General features: G+C 54.7%; 17 protein-coding genes. 11 read left to right on the plus strand and 6 right to left on the minus strand.

Annotated features, from left to right (window positions below; genetic code table 11):
* From hemX to hemC, 3 genes are read right to left on the minus strand one after another with little or no spacing between them, the layout of a single operon-like run.
* Positions 1-1,218: a uroporphyrinogen-III C-methyltransferase gene (hemX, locus tag FDW98_RS17545; RefSeq protein WP_137398895.1), complete on the minus strand. Its 1,218-nt coding sequence runs from the start codon at positions 1,216-1,218 to the stop codon at positions 1-3.
* 21 nt (positions 1,219-1,239) lie between these two features.
* Complete coding sequence (hemD, locus tag FDW98_RS17550) at positions 1,240-1,980, minus strand: uroporphyrinogen-III synthase (RefSeq protein ID WP_096758933.1); 741 nt, start codon at positions 1,978-1,980, stop codon at positions 1,240-1,242.
* Positions 1,977-2,918, minus strand: coding sequence for a hydroxymethylbilane synthase (hemC, locus tag FDW98_RS17555; protein ID WP_137398896.1), 942 nt, complete (start codon positions 2,916-2,918; stop codon positions 1,977-1,979). Before hemC ends, hemD begins: the two co-directional genes overlap by 4 nt.
* 393 nt (positions 2,919-3,311) lie before the next feature.
* On the opposite strand from hemC, the gene cyaA reads away from it, so the two are divergent.
* Complete coding sequence (cyaA, locus tag FDW98_RS17560) at positions 3,312-5,858, plus strand: class I adenylate cyclase (protein WP_096758931.1); 2,547 nt, start codon at positions 3,312-3,314, stop codon at positions 5,856-5,858.
* Between the two features lie 95 nt (positions 5,859-5,953).
* On the opposite strand, the gene cyaY is transcribed toward cyaA, so the two are convergent.
* Positions 5,954-6,274, minus strand: coding sequence for an iron donor protein CyaY (gene cyaY, locus FDW98_RS17565; RefSeq protein ID WP_096758930.1), 321 nt, complete (start codon positions 6,272-6,274; stop codon positions 5,954-5,956).
* A 139-nt stretch (positions 6,275-6,413) separates the two neighbouring features.
* Here cyaY and FDW98_RS17570 point away from each other — a divergent pair, with 139 nt between their 5' ends.
* The 8 genes from FDW98_RS17570 (at position 6,414) to corA (ending at position 13,432) form a co-directional block, all read left to right on the plus strand.
* Positions 6,414-6,617: a lipoprotein gene (locus tag FDW98_RS17570; protein ID WP_096758929.1), complete on the plus strand. Its 204-nt coding sequence runs from the start codon at positions 6,414-6,416 to the stop codon at positions 6,615-6,617.
* 36 nt (positions 6,618-6,653) lie between these two features.
* Positions 6,654-7,478 (plus strand): diaminopimelate epimerase, encoded by an 825-nt coding sequence (gene dapF / locus FDW98_RS17575; RefSeq protein WP_096758928.1) that lies wholly within the window; start codon positions 6,654-6,656, stop codon positions 7,476-7,478.
* Positions 7,475-8,182: a DUF484 domain-containing protein gene (locus FDW98_RS17580; protein ID WP_096758927.1), complete on the plus strand. Its 708-nt coding sequence runs from the start codon at positions 7,475-7,477 to the stop codon at positions 8,180-8,182. The genes dapF and FDW98_RS17580 overlap by 4 nt, the downstream gene beginning before the upstream one ends.
* Positions 8,179-9,081, plus strand: a complete 903-nt coding sequence (xerC, locus tag FDW98_RS17585; protein ID WP_096758926.1) for a tyrosine recombinase XerC — start codon at positions 8,179-8,181, stop codon at positions 9,079-9,081. The genes FDW98_RS17580 and xerC overlap by 4 nt, the downstream gene beginning before the upstream one ends.
* Positions 9,081-9,797 (plus strand): 5-amino-6-(5-phospho-D-ribitylamino)uracil phosphatase YigB, encoded by a 717-nt coding sequence (gene yigB / locus FDW98_RS17590; RefSeq protein WP_096758925.1) that lies wholly within the window; start codon positions 9,081-9,083, stop codon positions 9,795-9,797. The genes xerC and yigB overlap by 1 nt, the downstream gene beginning before the upstream one ends.
* 88 nt (positions 9,798-9,885) lie before the next feature.
* Entirely contained in the window at positions 9,886-12,048 is a 2,163-nt protein-coding gene (gene uvrD / locus FDW98_RS17595) for a DNA helicase II (RefSeq protein WP_096758924.1), read from the plus strand.
* Positions 12,049-12,270: 222 nt separating this feature from the next.
* Positions 12,271-12,327, plus strand: a complete 57-nt coding sequence (gene ysgD, locus FDW98_RS23525) for a YsgD/CorL family protein (protein WP_212723238.1) — start codon at positions 12,271-12,273, stop codon at positions 12,325-12,327.
* Positions 12,328-12,481: 154 nt separating this feature from the next.
* Positions 12,482-13,432: a magnesium/cobalt transporter CorA gene (gene corA, locus FDW98_RS17600; RefSeq protein WP_096758923.1), complete on the plus strand. Its 951-nt coding sequence runs from the start codon at positions 12,482-12,484 to the stop codon at positions 13,430-13,432.
* 117 nt (positions 13,433-13,549) lie between these two features.
* Here the strand turns inward: corA and rarD are convergent, their stop codons facing one another.
* Together rarD and yigI are read right to left on the minus strand one after the other, a co-directional pair.
* Positions 13,550-14,446 (minus strand): EamA family transporter RarD, encoded by an 897-nt coding sequence (gene rarD, locus FDW98_RS17605; protein ID WP_096758922.1) that lies wholly within the window; start codon positions 14,444-14,446, stop codon positions 13,550-13,552.
* 51 nt (positions 14,447-14,497) lie between these two features.
* Positions 14,498-14,965 carry an acyl-CoA thioesterase YigI gene (gene yigI / locus FDW98_RS17610; RefSeq protein ID WP_005133301.1) on the minus strand — a complete coding sequence of 156 codons (468 nt, stop codon included), beginning with the start codon at positions 14,963-14,965 and terminating at the stop codon, positions 14,498-14,500.
* Between the two features lie 165 nt (positions 14,966-15,130).
* Between yigI and pldA the strand changes: the two genes are divergently transcribed.
* Positions 15,131-16,000 carry a phospholipase A gene (pldA, locus tag FDW98_RS17615; RefSeq protein WP_096758921.1) on the plus strand — a complete coding sequence of 290 codons (870 nt, stop codon included), beginning with the start codon at positions 15,131-15,133 and terminating at the stop codon, positions 15,998-16,000.
* 88 nt (positions 16,001-16,088) lie between these two features.
* The gene (recQ, locus tag FDW98_RS17620) at positions 16,089-17,918 is read left to right on the plus strand and encodes an ATP-dependent DNA helicase RecQ (RefSeq protein ID WP_096758920.1); all 1,830 of its coding nucleotides are present in this window, start codon (positions 16,089-16,091) and stop codon (positions 17,916-17,918) included.
* Positions 17,919-17,964: the final 46 nt, after the last annotated feature.

The following is a 17,964-nucleotide window of genomic DNA, read 5'->3' on the forward strand; positions in this document are numbered from 1 at the left end:
TTATTCTCCCTGCGGCGCGGTTGCCGACGTGTCAGCCTGAGGTGCAGGTGCAGGTGCAGGTGCAGGTGCAGGTGCAGGTGCAGGTGCAGTTTCAGCCTCGGCTGGAGAGGTTGTTGGCTGTGCCAGTAAATTACGCACGCGGGTTTGCATGAGCTTCTCGAGAATGGCCTGGCTCTGCAACGTGTCCGGCACGTTCATACTGATGCTTTGCTGGCTCAGTTGATCCACTTCATCAAGAAACGCTTTGGTGGTTGCATCGTCGGTGTCGTAATAGGCGCGTACCCAGGTGGAGACATTCTCCAGCGCCTGGCGATAGGTTTCTTCCTGATGACGTGGCACGGCTTGTGCGGCGACTAACAGGCGAGAACGGATATTTTCACGCAGGTAAACGTCCTGATTTGGTGCCAGTAGCGGAACGGCAGTTTCATCGCGACGGCGAATGGTAATAAAGCTGTCCATAAAGTTCTGCCAGCTTTTTTGCAGATTGACGCGCCATTCGCTAATAGAGCTGGAAAGCTCACTGCTGTCGGAATCCATCGGTGAATCGTCGGTGTTGTTGTCCGCCAGGCGTAGGTTATCAATCTGGTTGGAGAGCTGATTTACCTTGAGGATAATGCCGTCGTAGTCGACCTGTGACACCGCAGACAGGCTGGCGATATCATCGGTGATGGCGCGACGGGCGGTAATCAAACTGGGATCGTTCATGTCTGCCAGGCTGGCATCGGCGCTTTTCAGCAGCGCTGCCGCAGACGTAACGTCCTGATCGCTCCATAATTTACGTCCGGCCATTTTCACCAGGAAATCAGCCTGTGCCAGCAGCCAGGTTTTTGCATCACTGCCGGAGATGGTGGCGACCTTCTGCTGGACTTCATCAAGCTGTTTGACCAGCGCGGCCTGCTGGCGACTGGCTTCATCCAGCTGCGTGGCCTGCTGTTTAATAATGCCTTCCAGCTCGCTCTTCTGACTTTCCTGCGCTTTTTGTAGCGCGATGAGCTGAGTCGCCAGCGCATCGCTGGTTGCGGTCTGTGTTGTTGCCTGCTGTTTCCCCCAGCCATACAAACCCACGCCCGCCGCCAGTGCAATCGCAATTGCCACTGCGCTCAGGATCAGTGCGGTGTTGTTGTGGTTCTTTTTTTCTGCTTTGACTGGCTGTGGCGTTGTTTCCACGGCCTCCCTGGTCTCTTCAACCACGGCGGAGGATTTTTCTTGTTCCGTCATTATGGCATCCCATTATGAGAGTTATTGTAATGCGCGCAGTAGCGCATCGTTGTCGGCGTTATCAGCGACCTTAATATCTTGCCAGCCCAGTTCCCGGGCGAGGTGCGCCAGACGCTCACTGACGACCAGCAGCCGACAGCGTAGTAACCAGTGCTCACGATACCACTGCGGAATAAGAGACCAGAGCTGTTGCAGCATCTCTCCGCTGGTGACAACCACCGTCGTCACACCGCGTGAATGCCAGCGCATCGCCTCTTCTGCACCATCGTAATGTTTTGCACTGCGTTGATAACATTCACAAAAATCAACATCTGCACCACGAGCTGTTAAGGTTTCGCCTATCAGCTCACGACCGCCGTTGCCGCGTAAAATAAGCGCGCGTTTTCCCGCAATATTTTGTAATTCAGGTAATTGTAGCAAGACTTCGCTGATTTCCCGATCCAGCGGATAGTGAATATTGCATCCGCTCACGGTATGCAATGCCAGCGCTGTTGTGCGACCGATAGCAAAATAGCGCGGGAGAGTGGGCCAGTTTGCCCCCTGCTGCGAAAGCTCGGCATCGGCAAAGGTGACGGCATGCTGCGAGAGAGCAAAGACCAGATCGTTTTCCGTGAGCGCCGACAGTCGGGAGGCTAGCGTTGCCAGTTCCCGACCGGGCGAAAACTCGATAAGCGGAAAACTCCAGGCCACCTGCCCCAGTGTGCGCAGACGGCTCACTAACTCTTCCCCTGCGGGAGACGGGCGGGTGACCAGAATACTCATGCCGGTGCTTCTCCGTTATAAACGTCAGCCAGAATGGAGCGCGCACCGTTCTCTAACAGTTCTTCCGCCAGGGAAATGCCCATTTGTTCGGCATCCTGCGGTGCACCACGACGCTCTCCACACACCATCTGCGACCCGTCAGGTGCACCGACCAGCGCACGTAGCCAAAGCTCACCGTTGATGAGTTCTGCATAGCTGCCAATAGGCACCTGACAGCCCCCTTCCAGGCGGGTGTTCATGGCGCGTTCCGCTTTGACGCGCAAAGCGGTTTCTTCATGGTTGAGCGGGGCCAGCAGCGCCTGGGTACGTAGATCGTCAAGTCGACATTCTATGCCCACAGCACCTTGCCCGACAGCTGGCAGAGAGACCTCTGGCGGCAGCGCGGTCCGGACGCGTGACTCAAGCCCTAAACGTTTTAGCCCGGCGACGGCAAGAATAATGGCGTCATAGTCGCCGTTATCCAGTTTGCTCAGACGTGTGCCCACGTTGCCACGCAATGAGCGGATAACAAGATCCGGGCGCTGCTTCGCCAATTGGCACTGGCGACGTAGGCTCGACGTCCCAACGATGCTGCCTTCCGGGAGGTCATCCAGTGAGTTAAATTTATTTGAGACAAACGCATCGCGTGGATCTTCGCGTTCACAGATAGTGACCAGCCCAAGCCCTTCAGGGAACTCGACCGGCACATCCTTCATGGAATGCACGGCGATATCGGCGCGTTTTTCTAACAGCGCGACTTCCAGCTCTTTGACAAATAAACCTTTCCCCCCGACTTTCGCCAGCGGGGTATCCAGGATCACGTCGCCACGGGTCACCATAGGGACCAGTTCAACGACCAGACCGGGGTGATTTGCCATTAAAGCGTCTTTGACATAATGTGCCTGCCAGAGCGCAAGGGGGCTTTGGCGTGTGGCAATTCTCAAAACATTGTCTAACATGCTTGTTACCGTCATTATCAATCATTAACCATCCTAACATCCTTATCAAAGGGATGTCAGCGTTACGCTCAAACGTAGTGAGACGAAAAGGCGCTGCATCATCACTGGCAGTGATTAATGACGAGATACCTCCCGACCGTATGAAGGAATTTACACGCAACGAACGGTGCTACACTTGTATGTAGCGCATCTTTCTTTACGGTCAATGAGCAAGGTGTTAAATTGATCACGTTTTAGACCATTTTTTCGGCTGTACTCCCTAAAAAAGTGCGGAGAAAAAAAGGTAACGGTTATTTTTGACATACGGTTTATCCGAATTGCTGAAGAGTGTTGGTAAGCGCATGCGCTGCAGCAGTCGACACCATGACGGATAGCAAAATCAGGCGATACGTCTTGTACCTCTATATTGAGACTCTGAAACAGAGACTGGATGCCATAAATCAACTGCGTGTCGATCGCGCGCTTGCTGCCATGGGCCCTGCTTTCCAGCAGGTATACAGTCTGCTGCCGACATTATTGCACTACCACCATCCGCTGATGCCGGGTTACCTCGATGGTAACGTTCCCAAAGGCATATGCTTTTACACGCCTGATGAAACCCAACGTCACTACCTGAATGAGCTGGAGCTGTACCGCGGCATGTCGCCGCAGGACCCCCCGAAGGGTGAGCTGCCGATTACCGGCGTTTACTCGATGGGCAGCACCTCTTCAGTCGGGCAAAGCTGTTCCTCTGACCTGGATATCTGGGTCTGCCATCAATCCTGGCTGGATAGCGAAGAGCGCCAGTTGCTGCAGCGTAAATGCAGCTTGCTGGAAAGCTGGGCCGCCTCGCTGGGCGTGGAAGTCAGTTTCTTCCTGATTGATGAAAACCGTTTCCGTCACAATGAAAGCGGCAGTCTGGGTGGTGAAGACTGTGGCTCAACGCAGCACATCCTGTTGCTTGATGAATTTTATCGCACCGCCGTGCGCCTCGCGGGCAAACGTATTCTATGGAATATGGTGCCGGGCGACGAAGAAGAGCATTACGACGATTACGTTATGACGCTCTACGCACAGGGGGTATTAACGCCAAACGAATGGCTGGATCTGGGTGGGCTCAGCTCGCTTTCCGCCGAAGAGTACTTTGGCGCTAGCCTTTGGCAGTTGTACAAGAGTATCGACTCCCCGTACAAAGCGGTGCTGAAAACGCTGCTGTTGGAAGCGTACTCCTGGGAATACCCCAATCCGCGCCTGTTGGCGAAAGACATTAAACAGCGCCTGCACGACGGCGAGATCGTCTCTTTTGGTCTCGATCCGTACTGCATGATGCTGGAGCGCGTGACCGAGTACCTCACGGCAATCGAAGATCCGACGCGCCTCGATTTAGTTCGTCGATGTTTCTACTTAAAAGTGTGCGAGAAACTGAGCCGCGAGCGCGCCTGTGTGGGCTGGCGTCGTGAAGTGCTAAGTCAGTTAGTGAAAGAGTGGGGCTGGGACGACGCCCGTCTGACCATGCTGGATAACCGCGCCAACTGGAAGATTGACCAGGTTCGTGAAGCGCACAACGAACTGCTCGATGCGATGATGCAGAGCTACCGTAACCTGATCCGCTTCGCGCGTCGTAACAACCTCAGCGTCAGCGCCAGCCCGCAGGACATTGGCGTGCTGACCCGTAAGCTGTACGCTGCGTTTGAGGCCCTGCCGGGCAAAGTGACGCTGGTGAACCCGCAGATCTCACCGGACCTCTCGGAACCGTATCTGACCTTTATCCATGTGCCGCCGGGTCGTGCTAACCGTTCAGGTTGGTATCTCTACAACCGTGCGCCCAACATGGATTCGATCATCAGCCATCAGCCGCTGGAATATAACCGCTACCTGAACAAACTGGTGGCGTGGGCGTGGTTTAACGGTCTGCTGACATCACGTACGCATTTGTTTATTAAGGGCAACGGCATTGTCGATCTGCCGAAGCTGCAGGAGATGGTCGCTGACGTATCGCACCACTTCCCGCTGCGCTTGCCGGCACCTACGCCGAAAGCGCTGTACAGCCCGTGTGAGATTCGCCATCTGGCGATTATCGTCAACCTTGAATACGACCCGACGGCGGCATTCCGCAATCAGGTGGTGCATTTTGATTTCCGTAAGCTGGACGTCTTCAGCTTTGGCGAAGAACAAAATTGCCTGGTCGGTAGCGTAGACCTGCTGTACCGCAACTCGTGGAACGAAGTACGTACGCTGCACTTCAACGGCGAGCAGGCGATGATTGAAGCGTTAAAAACGATTCTCGGCAAAATGCATCAAGATGCGGCACCGCCGGACAGCGTCGAGGTCTTCTGTTATAGCCAGCATTTACGTGGCCTGATCCGTACACGCGTCCAGCAACTGGTGTCCGAGTGCATTGAGCTGCGCCTTTCCAGTACACGCCATGAAACCGGTCGCTTCAAAGCGCTGCGCGTTGCCGGGCAGACGTGGGGACTGTTCTTTGAGCGTTTGAATGTGTCGGTACAGAAACTGGAAAACGCCATTGAATTCTACGGCGCAATTTCACACAACAAGCTGCACGGTCTTTCCGTTCAGGTTGAGACCAATCACGTGAAATTGCCGTCGGTAGTGGATGGTTTTGCCAGTGAAGGGATCATCCAGTTCTTTTTCGAAGAAACGGGTGATGAACAGGGCTTTAATATCTACATTCTGGACGAGAGTAATCGGGTCGAGGTGTATCACCATTGCGAAGGCAGCAAAGAAGAGCTGGTTCGCGATGTTAGCCGCTTCTACTCCTCGTCGCACGATCGCTTTACCTACGGCTCCAGCTTCATTAACTTTAATCTGCCGCAGTTCTATCAGATTGTGAAAACCGATGGCCGCGCGCAGGTTATCCCGTTCCGTACCCAGCCGATTAACCCGGTCCCGCCGGCTAATCAGGATAATGACACGCCGATGTTGCAGCAGTATTTTTCGTGATTATGGTGCCGGATGGCGGTGTAAAAACCTTATCCGGCCTACAATTGACGCGAAACGGGTAGGCCGGATAAGCAAAGCGCATCCGGCACAAGACCTCAACGGAAGCTCACGGCTTCTCCCGCCTGTTGCGTTGCCGCCTGCTCCAGCAGATCCCAGAAGCGTTCACCGCTACGGTCGCAAATCCATTCGTCACCTTTCAAGTTAAAATGGTAGCCACCCTGTTTGGTCGCCAGCCACACCTGATGCAGCGGCTCCTGACGGTTAATAATAATCTTGCTGCCGTTTTCAAAGCTGATGGTCAGCACGCCGCCGTTGATCTCGCAGTCGATATCGCTGTCGCCGTCCCAGTCGTCCAGACGCTCTTCAATGGTCATCCACAGGGTGTCGGCAAGGCGGTGAAATTCACTGTCGTTCATTGGTGTTTTTCCGTTTTTTCATGATGGCGAGAGTATAACCTGAAAGAATTCACGTTGCAGTTTTAGCCAAACTCTTGCTTTTACGTCTTCTCCTGCGATGATAGAAAACAGAAAGTATGAACTTTACGGGCAATCCATAATGAAAAACGTGTTTCAGGCACTCGCTGTACTTCTTACTCTGTTCAGCCTGACGGGCTGTGGTCTGAAAGGTCCACTCTATTTCCCGCCAGCAGATAAAACCGCGTCGCCACCGACGAAGCCAGTTGAAACGCAATCGCAGTCCACAGTGCCCGATCGAAACGATCGAGCAACGGGAGATGGGCCTTCCCAGGTAAACTACTAAAGCGAAGTCTCTGTACCCGCGTGAACGGAGTGAACGATGCAATTCTCTAAAATGCATGGCCTTGGCAACGATTTTATGGTCGTCGACGCGGTAACGCAGAATGTTTTTTTTTCACCTGAGCTGATCCGCCGCCTGGCCGACAGGCATCTTGGTGTGGGATTTGATCAGCTGCTGGTGGTTGAGCCTCCGTATGATCCGGAGCTGGATTTCCATTACCGTATCTTTAATGCTGATGGTAGCGAAGTGTCGCAGTGCGGTAACGGTGCCCGTTGTTTTGCGCGTTTTGTACGCCTGAAAGGGCTGACCAATAAACGTGATATCCGCGTCAGTACGGCGAATGGCCGCATGGTATTAACTGTGACGGACGATGAGCTGGTGCGGGTCAATATGGGCGAGCCCAATTTTGAACCCTCGCAGGTGCCTTTTCGCGCCAATAAAGCAGAGAAGACCTATATTATGCGGGCGGCCGAGCAGACAGTATTGTGCGGCGTGGTATCAATGGGGAATCCACACTGCGTCATTCAGGTTGATGATGTGGATACGGCCACGGTGGAAACGCTGGGACCGGTTCTGGAAAGCCATGAACGCTTTCCTGAGCGCGCCAATATTGGATTTATGCAAGTGGTGAAACGCGAGCACATCCGGCTGCGCGTCTATGAACGTGGGGCGGGTGAAACGCAGGCCTGTGGCAGCGGAGCGTGTGCTGCTGTCGCTGTCGGTATTCAGCAGGGCCTGCTGGCAGAAGAAGTGCGCGTGGAACTACCGGGCGGTCACCTTGATATCGCCTGGAAAGGCCCGGGTCATCCGTTGTATATGACTGGCCCGGCGGCACATGTCTACGACGGATTTATTCATCTATGAAGCAACCAGGGGAAGAACTACAGGAAACGCTCATGGAACTTGACGATCGGGCGGTCGTCGAATATCTACAACGTCACCCTGAGTTTTTTATCCGTAATGCGCAAGCGGTTGAAGCGATGCGCGTCCCGCACCCGGTGCGGGGTACGATCTCTTTAGTTGAATGGCATATGGCTCGAGCGCGTAATCACATCAACGTGCTTGAAGAGAACATGACGCTATTGATGGAACAGGCTAACGCCAACGAAAGTCTGTTTTATCGCCTGTTAAATCTGCAAGGACGGCTGGCGGCGGCCAGCAGCCTCGACGATATGCTGATACGATTTCATCGCTGGGCACGTGAGCTGGGGCTGGCTGGCGCGACGGTTCGTCTGTTCCCGGATCGCTGGCGGCTTGGCGCCCCTTCAAAATTTACCCATCTGGCATTAAGTCGTCAGGCCTTCGAGCCGCTGCGTATTCAGCGTCTCGGGCAGTCACAGCACTATCTGGGTCCGCTCAATGGCCCGGAACTGCTGGTGATGATGCCGGAGGCGAAAGCGATTGGTTCGGTAGCCATGTCGATGTTGGGGCAAGATGGTTCCCTTGGCGTCATGCTGTTCAGCAGCCGTGATGTTAATCATTACCAGCAAGGGCAAGGCACGCAGCTATTGCAGGAAATCTCGCTGATGTTGCCGGAACTGCTGGAGCGCTGGATTGAACGCGTATGACCGACTCACCGCTTTCTCAGGACGTTGCACGCTTCTTACGCTATCTGGGCGTGGAGCGTCAGCTTAGTCCCATCACGTTACTCAATTATCGGCGTCAGCTGGATGCCATCATCGCGATAGCCGAAGAAACCGGCCTGCAAAGCTGGCAACAATGTGATGCTGCAAGGGTGCGCAGTGTTGCTGTGCGCAGTCGCCGCAACGGTCTGGGACCGGCGAGCCTGGCATTGCGCCTCTCTGCCTTACGCAGTTTCTTCGACTGGCTGGTGAATCAGGGTGAGCTGAAAGCCAACCCGGCAAAAGGTATTTCTGCGCCGAAGGCACCGCGGCATCTGCCGAAAAATATTGATGTGGATGACGTTAACCGACTGCTGGATATCGATCTCAACGATCCCCTCGCCGTGCGCGATCGGGCGATGCTGGAGGTGATGTACGGCGCCGGACTGCGTTTGTCGGAACTGGTTGGCCTGGATTGTAAGCATCTCGATCTCGACACCGGTGAAGTGTGGGTGATGGGTAAAGGCAGCAAAGAGCGCCGCCTGCCAATTGGCCGCAATGCGGTGGCTTGGATTGAACACTGGCTGGATCTGCGCGGGCTTTTCGGCAGTGACGAAGACGCGCTTTTTCTGTCAAAACTGGGCAAACGTATCTCCGCGCGTAACGTGCAGAAACGTTTTGCCGAATGGGGTATCAAGCAGGGGCTGAATAGTCATGTGCATCCCCATAAACTGCGCCACTCGTTTGCGACGCATATGCTGGAGTCGAGCGGCGACCTGCGCGGGGTACAAGAGCTGTTGGGACACGCCAACCTCTCTACCACGCAAATCTATACCCATCTTGATTTTCAACACCTGGCTTCAGTGTACGATGCGGCGCATCCGCGCGCCAAACGGGGGAAATAATGCGTTTTTACCGGCCTTTGGGGCGTATTTCTGCGCTCACCTTTGACCTTGATGACACCCTTTACGATAACCGTCCCGTTATCACGCGCACCGAGCAGGAAGCGCTCGCGTTTGTGCAAAATTATCACCCGGCGCTGAGCTCCTTACAAAATACCGACCTGCAGCGCCTGCGCCAGGCTGTGCGCGACGCCGAGCCGGATATTTACCATGACGTCACCCAATGGCGTCATCGTGCCGTAGAGCGCGCTATGCTGGAGGCTGGCCTGTCGGCGGCAGAGGCGAAAATGGGGGCGAACGCGGCGATGATGAACTTCGCCAAATGGCGCAGCCGCATCGACGTCCCGCAATCTACGCATGACACGCTGAAGGTACTGGCCCGCAAGTGGCCGCTGGTGGCGATCACCAACGGTAACGCGCAGCCGGAGCTGTTTGGTCTGGGCGAATATTTTGAGTTTGTGCTGCGTGCCGGCCCCGATGGGCGATCAAAACCGTTCAGCGACATGTATTTGCTGGCGGCGGAAAAACTGAATATGCCCATGGGTGAGATCCTGCACGTCGGTGACGACCTGACGACAGATGTCGCCGGGGCCATCCGCTGTGGCATGCAGGCCTGTTGGATCAAGCCGGAAAATGCCGACCTGATGCAAACCGCTGACAGCCGTTTACTGCCGCATATCGAAATTTCACAGTTGGCATCTCTGACCTCGCTGATATAATCACCAGCAGAACTCTGTATATATACCCAGCTTTTTGGCGGATGGCGCTACGCTTATCCGCCTTACCTACTTTTACGCGGCGGTGCCAATGGACGTTTCTTACCTGCTCGATAGCCTCAATGACGAACAGCGCCAGGCTGTGGCCGCGCCACGCAGCAACATGCTGGTTCTGGCAGGCGCGGGGAGTGGTAAAACGCGCGTGCTGGTACACCGCATCGCCTGGTTACTGACGGTTGAGAACAACTCGCCATACTCGATTATGGCGGTGACCTTTACCAACAAAGCGGCGGCAGAAATGCGCCACCGTATTGGTCAGATTATGGGAACCAGCCAGGGCGGTATGTGGGTCGGTACCTTCCACGGTCTGGCGCACCGCCTGCTGCGTGCGCACCATATGGATGCCAACCTACCGCAGGATTTCCAGATCCTCGACAGCGAAGACCAGTTGCGCCTGCTGAAGCGTCTGATCAAAGCGATGAACCTCGATGAGAAGCAGTGGCCAGCGCGCCAGGCAATGTGGTTTATCAACAGTCAGAAAGACGAAGGGCTGCGCCCGCATCATCTTCAAAGCTACGGTAATCCGGTCGAGCAAACCTGGCAGAAGGTTTACCAGGCCTACCAGGAAGCGTGCGATCGCGCCGGGCTGGTGGATTTCGCCGAGCTGCTGCTGCGCGCGCATGAACTGTGGCTCAACAAACCGCACATTCTGCAGCACTACCGCGAACGTTTTACCAACATCCTGGTGGACGAATTCCAGGATACGAACAATATCCAGTACGCCTGGATCCGCCTGCTGGCGGGTGACACCGGCAAGGTGATGATCGTCGGCGATGATGATCAGTCAATCTACGGTTGGCGCGGGGCGCAGGTGGAAAACATCCAGCGCTTCCTCAACGACTTCCCTGGTGCCGAAACTATTCGTCTGGAGCAGAACTACCGCTCGACCAACAATATCCTTAGCGCGGCTAACGCCCTGATTGAAAACAATAACGGGCGTTTGGGCAAAAAGCTGTGGACCGAGGGCGTCGACGGTGAGCCGATCTCACTCTATTGCGCGTTCAACGAACTCGATGAAGCGCGTTTTGTGGTTAACCGCATCAAAGCCTGGCAGGACAATGGCGGTCAGTTGACACAGTGCGCCATTCTTTATCGCAGCAACGCCCAGTCGCGCGTGCTGGAAGAGGCGCTGTTGCAGGCCAGCATGCCGTACCGTATTTACGGTGGAATGCGCTTCTTCGAGCGTCAGGAAATCAAAGACGCGCTCTCTTACCTGCGCCTGATAGCCAATCGTAACGATGACGCCGCGTTCGAGCGTGTGGTGAATACCCCTACGCGCGGTATCGGCGATCGTACGCTGGACGTGGTGCGGCAGACCTCGCGCGACCGGCAGCTGACAATGTGGCAGGCGTGTCGTGAACTGCTGCAGGAAAAAGCCCTGGCCGGGCGTGCCGCCAGCGCACTACAGCGCTTTATGGAACTTATCGACGCACTGGCGCAGGAAACCGCCGATATGCCGCTGCACGTGCAGACCGACCGGGTAATAAAAGACTCCGGCCTGCGCATGATGTACGAGCAGGAAAAAGGTGAGAAGGGCCAGACGCGTATCGAAAACTTAGAGGAACTGGTGACGGCAACGCGCCAGTTCAGCTACAACGAAGAAGACGAAGACTTGATGCCGCTACAGGCGTTCCTCTCCCACGCGGCGCTGGAAGCGGGCGAAGGGCAGGCGGATACCTGGCAGGATGCGGTCCAGCTAATGACCTTGCACTCGGCCAAAGGTCTGGAGTTCCCGCAGGTGTTTATCGTCGGGATGGAAGAGGGCATGTTCCCCAGCCAGATGTCACTCGATGAAGGCGGGCGCCTCGAAGAGGAACGCCGCCTGGCCTATGTGGGTGTTACCCGTGCGATGCAGAAACTGACGTTGACCTACGCCGAAACGCGTCGCCTGTACGGCAAAGAGGTTTACCACCGTCCATCCCGGTTTATTGGTGAATTACCAGAGACCTGCGTGGAAGAGGTTCGCCTGCGCGCCACGGTCAGCCGTCCGGTAAGTCATCAACGGATGGGTACGCCGATGGCGGAGAACGACACCGGCTATAAGCTCGGTCAGCGTGTGCGTCACGCCAAGTTTGGCGAGGGCACCATCGTCAACCTGGAAGGCAGCGGTGAACACAGTCGTTTGCAGGTCGCGTTCCAGGGGCAGGGGATCAAATGGCTGGTTGCCGCCTACGCCAGACTAGAAACCGTTTGATCGCCTGATGGCGCTTAATATTATGATTTGTAGGCCGGATAAGGCGAAGCCACCATCCGGCAATCTTTCGGTTAATATTCTGAAATCATAGATAAATCCCCCCGTTCTGCTAACCTTGCAGCATGAGGGGAAATTATTACTTTTTCGCCATCTGTTGCGTGTTGACGTCAAAATTTTGCTGGCGTAACATGCGCGCACGATTACGCTAAGAGGACATTCGCCTTGGACACACCCAGTAGATACTGGCTCATTATCCTGTCATCCAGGATCAACTCCTAAGGCTATCCCTTTTTGCTGATAGCCTTCGCGGTTGTCAGCGACCTTCTGTTTTTTCTCGTCGCGCCGAGTCAGGCTGTTTAATGGTCTGAAACCCAATTTGTTTCTGTGTGCCCACCGAACTGTCCGATAATTTTTTGCATTGGGAGTCCCGGTCATGCTGAGCGCATTTCAACTGGAAAACAATCGTTTAATACGTCTTGAGGCGGATGAAATTGATCATCTCGCCAGTTCGGTTTGGGTCGATTTAGTCGAGCCGGATGACGATGAACGAAACCGTGTGCAAAAGGACCTGGGCCAGAACCTGGCTACGCGCCCTGAACTGGAAGACATCGAAGCATCCGCACGTTTTTTTGAAGACGAAGACGGCCTGCACATCCACTCCTTCTTCTTCTATGAAGATGCCGACGATCATGCGGGCAACTCAACCGTGGCATTCACCATTCGCGAAGGTCGTCTGTTTACCCTGCGCGAGCGCGAACTGCCGGCGTTTCGCCTGTACCGTATGCGTGCGCGCAGCCAGTCGATGGTCGACGGCAACGCTTACGAGTTGCTGCTCGATTTGTTCGAAACGAAAATTGAACAGCTGGCGGATGAAATAGAGAATATCTACAGCGATCTGGAAAAACTCAGCCGCGTGATTATGGAAGGGCGTCAGGGCGATGAATATGACGAAGCGCTCTCCACGCTGGCGGAACTGGAAGATATCGGCTGGAAAGTTCGTCTGTGTCTGATGGATACCCAGCGCGCATTAAACTTCCTGGTGCGTAAGGCGCGACTGCCGGGCGGTCAACTGGAGCAGGCGCGCGAGATCCTGCGCGATATCGAATCCCTGCTGCCGCACAATGAATCCCTGTTCCAGAAGGTTAACTTCCTGATGCAGGCGGCGATGGGCTTTATCAACATCGAACAGAACCGCATCATCAAGATCTTCTCGGTGGTCTCCGTGGTGTTCCTGCCGCCGACGCTGGTGGCATCCAGCTACGGCATGAACTTTGAGTTCATGCCGGAACTGCACTGGAGCTTCGGTTATCCCGGAGCGATTGTCTTTATGATGCTCGCGGGCCTGGCGCCGTATTTGTACTTTAAGCGCAAGAACTGGCTGTAGCAGAGAATTATTAACGCTCCCGTAGGCCTGATAAGCGCAGCGCCATCAGGCAGAAAGATGCCGGATGGCGACGAAACCGTCTTATCCGGCCTACAAAATCAGTGCCATCAGGCGCAATCACAGCCCCCTTCGCGTTCTGCGTAGGGTATAAATCGCATCCATCACGAATATCGCCAGCGCGACCCAGATAAAGGCGAACGTCACCATCTTATCTGCGCCCGGTACTTCACCGTAGAATGTTACCGCCAGCAGGAACATCAGCGTCGGCCCGATATACTGGAAAAAGCCCAGTGTGGACAGACGCAGACGGGTCGCTGCACCGGTAAAGCACAGCAGTGGAATGGTGGTCACGACCCCTGCTGCAATCAGCAACAGATTGAGCGACATGGGGTTCTGTCCCATATGGCTGGTTGGGCTGTCGGCAATACCAAACAGATAGATTGCCGCAATCGGTAACAGCCACAAGGTTTCGATCAGCATGCCGGTTTGCGCCTCGACGGCGATCTTCTTACGCACCAGGCCATAAAAAGCAAAGCTGAAGGCCAGTCCCAGCGCAATGATTGGCAGTGATCCAAACGTCCACAACTGTACCAGCACGCCGCAGGCGGCGAGCAGCACGGCCAGCCACTGCATGCGGCGAAAGCGCTCACCGAGGAAAATCATGCCCAATACAATATTCACCAGGGGGTTAATAAAGTAGCCGAGGCTGGCTTCCAGCATATGGTGGTTGTTGACCGCCCAAATGAATAGCAGCCAGTTTCCGCCGATGAGCACCGCGGAAAGCGCCAGCAGGAATACCTTCTTTGGCGTTTGCAGCAGCGTTTTGACCCCTGACCATTGGCGGCTGATGCTCATCAACACCACCATAAAGAAAAATGACCAAATCACACGGTGCGTCAGGATCTCGTCTGCGGGGACGTAGTAAATCAACTTGAAATATGCGGGTGCAATGCCCCAAATAAAATAGGCAGCAAGAGCGAGTAATACGCCCTGCCGCGTTTGCTTAGCATCCATCGGGAAAACTCATTTCAGAAATGTAACGGCAGTTTACCTTGTTTCAGGCGCTTACCCCACCATATACGTTGCGGTGGCGCTGGCGATATAAAGCTGCTCTTCGTTATGCAGCTCCACGCGTGCAACGGCAACTTTATTGCCTGCCCGCAGCAAACTGCTGGTAGCCGTGAAGCGATTCCCCCTGCCCGGGCGCAGATAATCGACGCGGAGATCGATGGTTCCCATGCGCGACATCCGCTGGCGCAGCTCGTCCTCGCTGATGGTTTCATGACGGGTCAGCGTACTGCCCACGCACACCAGTCCGGCTGCTACGTCCAACGCTGAGGCAATCACGCCGCCATGCAGGATGCTTTGCGCCCAGTTGCCGACCATCATCGGTTGGTTATTAAAGGCCAATTGGGCAAACTCTTTTTCGTAACGTTCCAGCTCCAGCCCCAGCGCCCGGTTAAACGGCATATGATAGACAAACATTTCGCCCACTAATTTCAGTGCTTGCTCAGCAGTCAGTACGGCAGACATACAATCCCTAACTCTCGATGGTTAATGAGGTGTTGATATTATGCTTCTTAATTGTTGTTTTCTACTTTGGGACTGGATAACTAACGAAGAGCGCACTAAGTATGTAAAATGCTATCAATAAAATCTTACAATTCATCAATATTTTAGTTCAGGAGAACATGACCGATGCGGGCGATTCTGGGATGGTTACTACCAGCAGTTATGCTGCCGTTGACCGTGTATGCGCAGGAAGCGACAGTGAAAGAGATTCATGATGCACCCGCTGTGCGCGGCAGTATTATTGCCAACATGCTGCAAGAGCATGACAATCCTTTCACGCTTTACCCTTATGACACCAACTACCTCATCTACACCAATACCAGCGACATGAATAAAGAGGCCATCAGCAGCTATAGCTGGTCTGAAAATGCGCGTAAAGATGAGGTGAAGTTTCAGCTGAGCCTGGCGTTTCCGCTGTGGCGCGGGATTTTAGGCCCGAACTCCGTGCTTGGTGGTTCCTATACCCAGAAATCCTGGTGGCAGCTTTCTAATAGCGAAGAATCGGCACCGTTTCGCGAAACTAACTACGAACCACAACTGTTCCTCGGTTTCGCCACCGATTACCGCGTTGCCGGCTGGACGCTACGTGATGTGGAAATGGGATACAACCACGACTCTAACGGTCGTTCCGAACCGACCTCGCGCAGCTGGAACCGCCTGTATACCCGCCTGATGGCAGAAAACGGTAACTGGCTGGTAGAAGTGAAGCCGTGGTACGTCATCGGCAGCACTGACGATAACCCTGATATCACTAAATATATGGGCTACTATCAGCTCAAACTGGGTTACCACCTCGGTGACGCCGTGTTAAGCGCGAAAGGTCAGTACAACTGGAATACCGGCTACGGCGGCGCTGAGTTGGGTGTCAGCTACCCCATCACCAAACATGTTCGTCTTTATACCCAGGTCTATAGTGGTTATGGCGAGTCGCTGATTGACTATAACTTTAATCAGACGCGCGTTGGCGTGGGCGTAATGCTCAACGATATCTTCTGATCGGCATTGAGAGTATTTTAATCATTGCAGTTTCTCTCTCAGGCGCTGAAAATAGCGCCTGTTTTTATTTAAGGTTAACGGGGTTAATGTGGCGCAGGCGGAAGTGTTGAATCTGGAAATGGGCGCTAAACAGGTTTTGCAGGAAACCTTTGGCTACCAACAGTTTCGCCCTGGTCAGGAAGAAATCATCGATACCGTGCTCTCTGGCCGCGACTGCCTGGTCGTTATGCCAACCGGTGGTGGTAAATCCCTTTGTTATCAAATTCCCGCATTATTGCTGAATGGCCTCACCGTGGTTGTCTCGCCGCTGATTTCCCTGATGAAAGACCAGGTCGATCAGCTGCTGGCAAACGGTGTGGCGGCGGCATGCCTGAACTCCACCCAGAGCCGTGAACAGCAGCAAGAGGTGATGGCAGGCTGCCGTAGCGGGCAAATCCGCCTGCTGTACATTGCGCCCGAGCGCCTGATGCTGGATAACTTCCTTGATAATCTGGCGCACTGGAATCCGGTACTGCTGGCGGTAGATGAAGCGCACTGTATTTCCCAGTGGGGGCATGATTTCCGCCCGGAATATGCCGCGCTGGGTCAGCTGCGTCAGCGTTTCCCTGCGCTGCCGTTTGTGGCGCTCACGGCCACCGCCGATGACACCACCCGGCTGGATATTGTGCGTCTGCTCGGGCTTAACGATCCCCTCATTCAGATCAGCAGCTTTGACCGTCCCAATATCCGCTACATGCTGATGGAGAAGTTTAAGCCGCTCGATCAGCTGATGCGCTACGTGCAGGAACAACGCGGAAAGTCCGGCATTATTTACTGTAACAGCCGCGCGAAGGTTGAAGACACCGCGGCGCGTCTGCAAAGCCGCGGGATCAGCGCCGGAGCCTATCATGCCGGGTTGGACAACAGCGTGCGCGCCGACGTGCAGGAGAAATTCCAGCGCGACGACCTGCAAATCGTTGTCGCGACCGTGGCGTTTGGCATGGGAATTAACAAACCCAACGTGCGCTTCGTGGTGCATTTTGATATCCCGCGTAATATCGAGTCCTACTATCAGGAAACCGGGCGTGCCGGGCGAGATGGCCTGCCCGCAGAAGCGATGCTGTTTTACGATCCGGCCGATATGGCGTGGCTCCGCCGTTGTCTCGAAGAGAAACCCGCCGGACAACTGCTGGATATCGAGCGTCACAAGCTCAACGCGATGGGGGCCTTTGCCGAGGCGCAAACCTGTCGCCGTCTGGTGCTATTGAACTATTTTGGCGAAGGGCGTCAGGAGCCGTGCGGCAACTGCGATATTTGTCTCGATCCGCCAAAACAGTACGACGGCTTAATGGATGCGCGTAAAGCGCTGTCGACGATCTACCGCGTTAACCAACGTTTTGGTATGGGCTATGTCGTCGAGGTTCTGCGCGGGGCAAATAACCAGCGCATTCGTGAGATGGCGCATGACAAGCTGCCGGTCTATGGTATTGGTCGTGAGCAGAGCCATGAACACTGGGTGAGCGTCATTCGTCAGCTGATTCACCTCGGGCTGGTGACGCAGAATATTGCCCAGCATTCCGCATTACAACTCACCGAAGCTGCGCGCCCGATCCTGCGTGGCGTTGTGCCGCTACAGCTTGCCGTGCCGCGTATTGTGGCGCTTAAACCGCGCGCAATGCAGAAATCCTTTGGCGGTAACTACGATCGTAAGCTGTTTGCCAAACTGCGTAAGCTGCGTAAAGCCATTGCCGATGAAGAGAATATCCCGCCGTATGTGGTCTTTAACGACGCCACGCTGATTGAAATGGCCGAGCAAATGCCGGTGTCACCGAGCGAAATGCTGAGCGTCAACGGCGTGGGAATGCGTAAACTTGAGCGTTTTGGCAAAGAGTTTATGGCACTTATCCGCGCACATGTTGATGGTGACGACGAAGAGTAGTCAGCCAGGCAAAAAAGTGCCAGGATGGTGACTCTCTGAACTATTC

This window comes from Citrobacter sp. wls711 (assembly GCF_005281055.1).
Classification (GTDB): Bacteria; Pseudomonadota; Gammaproteobacteria; order Enterobacterales; family Enterobacteriaceae; genus Citrobacter; species Citrobacter gillenii.

What these genes read in the sequence shown, in the direction of transcription:
- hemX (WP_137398895.1), bottom strand. Translation starts at nt 1,218, where the DNA reads ATGACGGAACAAGAAAAATCCTCCGCCGTGGTTGAAGAGACCAGGGAG.
- hemD (WP_096758933.1), bottom strand. Translation starts at nt 1,980, where the DNA reads ATGAGTATTCTGGTCACCCGCCCGTCTCCCGCAGGGGAAGAGTTAGTG.
- hemC (WP_137398896.1), bottom strand. Translation starts at nt 2,918, where the DNA reads ATGTTAGACAATGTTTTGAGAATTGCCACACGCCAAAGCCCCCTTGCG.
- cyaY (WP_096758930.1), bottom strand. Translation starts at nt 6,274, where the DNA reads ATGAACGACAGTGAATTTCACCGCCTTGCCGACACCCTGTGGATGACC.
- FDW98_RS17570 (WP_096758929.1), top strand. Translation starts at nt 6,414, where the DNA reads ATGAAAAACGTGTTTCAGGCACTCGCTGTACTTCTTACTCTGTTCAGC.
- dapF (WP_096758928.1), top strand. Translation starts at nt 6,654, where the DNA reads ATGCAATTCTCTAAAATGCATGGCCTTGGCAACGATTTTATGGTCGTC.
- FDW98_RS17580 (WP_096758927.1), top strand. Translation starts at nt 7,475, where the DNA reads ATGAAGCAACCAGGGGAAGAACTACAGGAAACGCTCATGGAACTTGAC.
- xerC (WP_096758926.1), top strand. Translation starts at nt 8,179, where the DNA reads ATGACCGACTCACCGCTTTCTCAGGACGTTGCACGCTTCTTACGCTAT.
- yigB (WP_096758925.1), top strand. Translation starts at nt 9,081, where the DNA reads ATGCGTTTTTACCGGCCTTTGGGGCGTATTTCTGCGCTCACCTTTGAC.
- uvrD (WP_096758924.1), top strand. Translation starts at nt 9,886, where the DNA reads ATGGACGTTTCTTACCTGCTCGATAGCCTCAATGACGAACAGCGCCAG.
- corA (WP_096758923.1), top strand. Translation starts at nt 12,482, where the DNA reads ATGCTGAGCGCATTTCAACTGGAAAACAATCGTTTAATACGTCTTGAG.
- rarD (WP_096758922.1), bottom strand. Translation starts at nt 14,446, where the DNA reads ATGGATGCTAAGCAAACGCGGCAGGGCGTATTACTCGCTCTTGCTGCC.
- yigI (WP_005133301.1), bottom strand. Translation starts at nt 14,965, where the DNA reads ATGTCTGCCGTACTGACTGCTGAGCAAGCACTGAAATTAGTGGGCGAA.
- pldA (WP_096758921.1), top strand. Translation starts at nt 15,131, where the DNA reads ATGCGGGCGATTCTGGGATGGTTACTACCAGCAGTTATGCTGCCGTTG.